Annotated in this window: 5 protein-coding genes and 2 pseudogenes; 4 read left to right on the plus strand and 3 right to left on the minus strand. The window is 66.5% G+C overall.

From position 1 onward, the window contains the following. Together Y705_RS22610 and Y705_RS0102515 are read left to right on the plus strand one after the other, a co-directional pair. Positions 1-237 (plus strand): annotated as a pseudogene (locus Y705_RS22610) (DEAD/DEAH box helicase); the annotation flags it as partial. A 6-nt stretch (positions 238-243) separates the two neighbouring features. Next, positions 244-1,137 carry a DNA-methyltransferase gene (locus tag Y705_RS0102515; protein ID WP_026531714.1) on the plus strand — a complete coding sequence of 298 codons (894 nt, stop codon included), beginning with the start codon at positions 244-246 and terminating at the stop codon, positions 1,135-1,137. Between the two features lies 1 nt (position 1,138). On the opposite strand, the gene Y705_RS0102520 is transcribed toward Y705_RS0102515, so the two are convergent. Next, positions 1,139-1,498 carry a hypothetical protein gene (locus Y705_RS0102520; RefSeq protein WP_026531715.1) on the minus strand — a complete coding sequence of 120 codons (360 nt, stop codon included), beginning with the start codon at positions 1,496-1,498 and terminating at the stop codon, positions 1,139-1,141. A 248-nt stretch (positions 1,499-1,746) separates the two neighbouring features. Next, a complete protein-coding gene (locus tag Y705_RS0102525) occupies positions 1,747-2,601 on the minus strand; it encodes a PHP domain-containing protein (protein ID WP_026531716.1) in 855 nt (284 codons plus the stop codon). A gap of 117 nt (positions 2,602-2,718) precedes the next feature. Here Y705_RS0102525 and Y705_RS0102530 point away from each other — a divergent pair, with 117 nt between their 5' ends. After that, the gene (locus tag Y705_RS0102530) at positions 2,719-4,296 is read left to right on the plus strand and encodes an aminopeptidase P family protein (protein ID WP_049822168.1); all 1,578 of its coding nucleotides are present in this window, start codon (positions 2,719-2,721) and stop codon (positions 4,294-4,296) included. Between the two features lie 98 nt (positions 4,297-4,394). On the opposite strand, the gene Y705_RS16810 is transcribed toward Y705_RS0102530, so the two are convergent. Next, positions 4,395-5,321, minus strand: coding sequence for a YflT domain-containing protein (locus Y705_RS16810; protein WP_081737715.1), 927 nt, complete (start codon positions 5,319-5,321; stop codon positions 4,395-4,397). 132 nt (positions 5,322-5,453) lie between these two features. On the opposite strand from Y705_RS16810, the pseudogene Y705_RS16815 reads away from it, so the two are divergent. After that, positions 5,454-5,954: pseudogene (locus Y705_RS16815) on the plus strand (magnesium transporter); the annotation flags it as partial.

Here is a 5,954-nt window from a genome sequence, read left to right on the forward strand (position 1 = left end):
AGCAGCCGGGGGGCTCGGTCGGACAGGCCGGCCGCCGGCAGCACCGGACCTGACACCGGGACGCGGGAGAGCTCAAGCCAGTCCGACAGCGCCGGCAGCCGCCGTCGTCGTCCTGCCACCGACGCATCCGCTGAGGCCGGGGCCGGAGTTCCGGCGTCGGACCGCACGCGCCGGAGCCGCACGCGCCGCCGGAACGGCGAGGTCATCGCGAAGCCGGCCGGTGGCTCCGAGGACTAGGCGTCCATGAGTATTCCGGTCTGGACACCGGACGGCGGCAATCTCGTGGTGCACGCGGACAATGCCAGGTACCTGGCGACGCTGCCGGATGAATCCTTCACCATGATCTATGTGGACCCGCCCTTCAACACGGGGCGGGCCCAGCGCCGGCAGCAGACCACCATGGTCCGCAGCGCCGTCGGGGCGGGTGATCGCGTGGGTTTCAAGGGCATGAGCTACTCGACGGTCAAGGGCATGCTGGCCAGCTACGACGACGACTTCGAGGACTACTGGGATTTCCTTGCTCCCAGGCTTGTCGAGGCATGGCGGCTCCTCACCGACGACGGCACCCTGTACCTGCACCTCGACTACCGCGAGGTGCACTACGCCAAGGTGATGCTCGATGCGCTGTTCGGCCGGGACTGCTTTCTGAACGAAATCATCTGGGCCTACGACTACGGCGCCCGTTCCAAGCGGAAATGGCCGACCAAGCACGACAACATCCTCGTGTACGTCAAGAACCCTTCGCGCTACTACTTCAACAGCGCGGAGGTGGATCGTGAGCCGTACATGGCGCCCGGGCTCGTGACCCCCGAGAAGGTCGCCCTCGGCAAACTACCCACCGACGTCTGGTGGCACACCATCGTGTCGCCGACCGGGAAGGAAAAAACCGGCTATCCCACGCAGAAGCCGGAGGGCCTCCTCCGCAGGGCCGTTGCCGCCAGCAGCCGCGAGGGCGACTGGGTCCTCGACTTCTTCGCCGGATCGGGAACGCTGGGAGCAGTCGCCGGCAAGCTCGGACGCAGGTTCGTCTGCGTGGACGAGAACCCCCAGGCGATCGACGTCATGTCGAAGCGCTTGGCCCCGTTCTGCGACGTGCCGGCTCCGGAACCGGCGGAAGTTCCAGCCGCCAAGGGCTGACCTACCGGAAGACGCGACCGTCAACGACGTCGATCACCGGCCTCTTCTCAGCGCCTCCAGGAATGTCGGTGGTGGGTGGTTGGCTGGGGTTATGGACGCGGGAGGGGTCGACGGCGGCGCTGGTGGGGGTTTCCTCGGTGGGGCTGGTTCGTTGTTCGAGCCGGCGACGGATCCGTTGCTGGAGCCGCTGCTGGGCCCGCCCGCCCAGGGTCTGGACCTCGATGAGGCAGTCAGCGCCCTGCAACTCGTCCAGGTGCTGAAGAACCAGGCCGATGCCCGCACCGCGCACCTGATCGAGCGGATCCGTAACCTCACCACCGACCGTCTGCAGGCCCGCACCTCTGGAGACACCACCAGACACGACACGACGGTTCCGGGATACCGCCCGATTTCCGACAGTCTCGCCGATCACCTCGCCGCCACTGAAATCTCTTGCGCCCTGCGCCCTGCGCCTGCCCGAGCGGACCTCCCGGCTCATGGTCGACCAGGCCCACCTGCTGGCCGCGTGCAGGCTTGGGGGTGCCGATTTCGACGCGCATCCCTGGACCGCCGTCGAACGCGATTGCACCGACGTCCGCCAGGCGTCCGCGCGTGGCGGCCACCTCCAGATCAGGACAGCGCACCTCGAACCGCGGTTCCCGTCGCGGTCCGCATGATGCGCTCCAGGGTCTCCTGCGAGGTCACGTTCTCCCCCAGGAGATTCGGTTTACCGCTTCCGTGATAGTCACTGGATCCTGTGACGAGGAGATCGTGCTCGCGTGCCAGCCGACGCAGGTCTTCCCGTGCCGACTCGGGATTGTCGCGGTGGTCGATTTCGAGACCCAGGAGTCCGGCGTCGATCATCTCGTTGATGGCGGCACCCCCGACCACGCGTCCACGGTTGAACGCCGAAGGGTGCGCGAACACCGGTACTCCACCGGCCTCGCGGATCAGCGCGACGGCGGCCGCCGGGTGAGGCGCGTAATGGCTCACCCAGTAAGGGGAACGGGCGGTGAGGATCCGTTCGAAGGCCTCACTGCGGGTCCCGACGATTCCCAGCGCTATCAGTGCGTCGGCAATGTGCGGCCGCCCGACTGTGGCGCCCTCCGTGACGAACTGCTGCACCACGGGCCAGGAAATGGGGAAATCGGCCGACATCAACTCCACCATGCGCTGCGCGCGCGTCAGCCTCGCAGTCCGTGACTTCTCGATCTCCTCAAGCAGCCCCGGATGGGTCGGATCATGGAGATAGGACAGGACATGCACGCTGATGCCGGCATCGGTTCGGCACGAAACCTCCATGCCGGGGATGAACACCACGCCAAGGCAGGCTGCGGCATGTGCGGCCCTCGCCCAGCCCGCCGTCGAATCATGATCCGTCAGGGCGACGGCGTCCAGTCCCGCCGCTGCCGCAGACTCCACGAGTACCTCCGGGGTCTCGGTACCGTCGGATACGTTCGAGTGCGTGTGCAGGTCGATTCTCACTCTCCCAAATCTACGCCCCGCGTCGTCCACCCGGATTTCCACCCGGATTTCCACCCGGCACGGATGTTTGGCTGTCCGGAAGGCCGGTGAGACGATGAAACCGTGAGTACAGCAGACATGACCTCCACGTCCCTCCCTGAATCCAATCCTTCGCCCGGCGCAGACGGCAACCAGCCGCTGTCCCACCGCAACGAGAACCGGTCCCAGCGCCCGGACTCCGATGCCTTCAAGGCGTTCATGGCCAGCAACTGGGCCCCCGAGGAGGCCGATCTGCCCTCCAGGGCTGACGTTGCTTCCTTCGCCGCGAAGCGGCGCAAGACTGTATCGACACGGTTCCCCGGCGAGCGCCTCGTCATCCCTGCCGGTCCGTTCAAGGTCCGCTCGAATGACACCGACTACCGTTTCCGGCCCCACTCCGGCTTCGCGCACCTCACCGGCCTGGGACTCGATCATGAGCCGGACGCCGTCCTGGTTATGGAGCCCGTGGAGGAGGGAACCGGCGACGACGGCGGGAACCACACCGCTACGCTCTACTTTCGTGAACTTGCCGGCAGGGACAGCGCCGAGTTCTACGCGAACTCGCGCTACGGCGAGTTCTGGATCGGGTCCCGCCTCTCCATGGCGCAGCTGAAGGCTCTTCTGGACCTTGCGACGGCGGATCTCGGGGAACTCGAGGTAGCCATCACCAAGCATGCCGGCGTACGTGAAATCGGCGGCATGGGCATCCGGCTGCTGCGGGAAGTCGATCTGAACGCCGATGCCCTCGTTGATACCTCCCGGATGAACACCGGGGTCGACCTCGAAAAGGCCGATGCCCTCGACGCCGTCCTTGCCGAGGTCCTCTCCGAACTGCGGCTCCTCAAGGATCCATGGGAGGTCAAGCAGCTCGAGGCAGCTGTAGCGGCCACCGTCAACGGCTTCCATGAAGTGGTACGCCAGCTTCCCCGGGCAATTTCCCATCCCCGCGGTGAGCGCGTGGTCGAGGGAGCGTTCTTCACCCGTGCGCGTGAGGAGGGGAACGACCTCGGCTATGACACCATCGCGGCATCGGGCAGCAATGCGACGGTGCTCCACTGGATTCGCAACAACGGCACGGTCTCAGCCGGTGACCTCCTGCTCCTCGACGCCGGCGTCGAGGCCGACAGCCTTTACACCGCCGACATCACACGCACCCTTCCGGTCAACGGGAGGTACACCCCGATCCAGAGGCGCATCTACGACGCCGTCCTCGACGCCGCCGACGCCGGTTTCGCAGCAGCCCGGCCCGGTCGGAAGTTCCGGGACGTCCACCTTGCGGCCATCACCGTGCTCGCCGAACGCCTGGGGGAATGGGGGCTTCTTCCCGCGCCGCTCGACGAGGTGCTCTCGCCCGAGGGACAGCACCACCGCCGCTGGATGCCGCACGGCACGAGCCACCATCTCGGAATGGACGTCCACGACTGCGCGCAGGCCCGCCGTGAGCTCTACCTCGACGGCGTGCTGACCGAGGGCATGGTCTTCACCATCGAACCGGGCCTCTACTTCAAGAAAGAGGACCTTGCCGTTCCCGAAGAATACCGGGGCATCGGGGTGCGGATCGAGGATGACATCCTGATGACGGCGGACGGCCCGGTGAACCTGAGCGCCGCCCTGCCACGCACGGCAGACGACGTCGAAACCTGGATGGCCGGGATCTACAGCAGCACCGGCCACTAGGTTCGCGACGCCCTGACGGCGAGAGACCCGAGCCCCCTGGAAGGGGCCCGGGTCTTTGCTGTTGTGTATCCACCTCGTCGAAGAGGAGAAGCGGTCTCCTACCTCGGATGCGGTGGCGTTCCGGAGTCGGTAACCTGCGTCGAGCCGGTGCCGGAACCGTACGCGGGGCTTTCACCTGGACCAGGGACCGCTTCCGGTGGAGCCTCGAGCCGTTCGCCGTACTGGGGACGTCCATCCGGGAGATCGGGGAACTGGCCCCGCCGCGGCCCCTCGTAGGCGGGAACAGCGGTCTCGCCGTTTCCGTGCACCCCTTGCGGGTCATCGCCAGTCCCCGCGTCCTGGACGCCCGTCGAGGTGCCCGGCTGGGACCCCTGGGCCCCCGAGGTCCCCTGGCCTCCCTGGCTCCCCTGACCTGCCTGGCCTCCCTGACCGATGTAGGGATCGTTCCAGGACTGCGGCCGCGCGGGTGGCTGCTGCGCTCCACCGCCCGGCTGGCCCCAACCGGCTGTTGACGAGCCCGGATGCTGACTCTGCCCGTTCATGGGCAGCTGCTGAAGCTGACGCCGGGCGTCGGAGGAGACCTCCGGATCAACAATGACGTCATAGCTCGTGGCGATCACCTGGCTGGTCGAGGTGAAGTCCCTCTTTCCCCGCTGGAATGCGTAGGTGATCACGCCGAAGAGCAGCCAGAACACCGCACCGAGCGCCATCGACGAGATAACGGTGCTGACCGCCTCACTTCCACCGAAAAGGGTGAGGATGAGGCCCACGAAGAAGCCGAACCAGGCGCCGGTGGCCGCGCTGGCCAGGGCGACCCTCGGGTAACTGAGCCGGCCCGTCACACGCTCCACCGTCTTCAGGTCGTTACCGATGATCGAGACCTTCTCGACAGGGAACTTGTTGTCCGCCAGGTAGTCGACCGCCTTCTGGGCCTCGAGGTAGGCGGTGTACCGCCCCACCGCCTCACCTTTGGGTAGGGTCCGGCTTTCATCGCGTGAGGCCGTGCGGCCCAGTTGTTTCGACATAGTGCCATTCTTCAACTCCGCCATCATTACTGTCAAGGGGTTCGCTCGCAGTGAAACGAAATCCCCGCGGGTTCGGCGCCGAAGCGGGCCGTGGATGCGCGGATAGCCCAGTCGCCGAAGTAGCCTAGGCAGGTGAGTACCAATCCAACACGCGTCTTTGTGGCGCGCCTTCTGGGCCTTGACGTGTTCGACCCTTTGGGTGACCGCCTGGGGCGGCTGCGCGACGCCGTCGTGCTCGATCGCGGGCCCGCCCGTGTCCCCCAGGTGGTGGGCCTCGTGGTGGAGGTTCCCGGCAAGAAGCGGATTTTCGTTCCCATGACCCGTGTCACCTCCATGGACCCCTCGCAGATCATCTGCACGGGTCTGGTCAACCTCCGCCGGTTCGATCAGCGCGGAGCGGAGATGCTCATTGTCGCTGAACTGTTCGACCGGCGCGTGACCCTCCGCGACGGCAGCGGCAGCGCCACCATCGAAGATGTGGCGATGGAGAAGAACCGGCCGGGAGACTGGCATGTCTCGCAGCTGTTCATTCGACGCGGAGCGCAGAATTCCCCACTGCGCGGGCTGCGGCGCGGGGGCGAGCGCCTCATCATCGACTGGCTGGACGCCCTCCACGGTGAGATGGATGAGCCG

This window comes from Arthrobacter sp. H41 (assembly GCF_000520535.1).
Classification (GTDB): Bacteria; Actinomycetota; Actinomycetes; order Actinomycetales; family Micrococcaceae; genus Arthrobacter_D.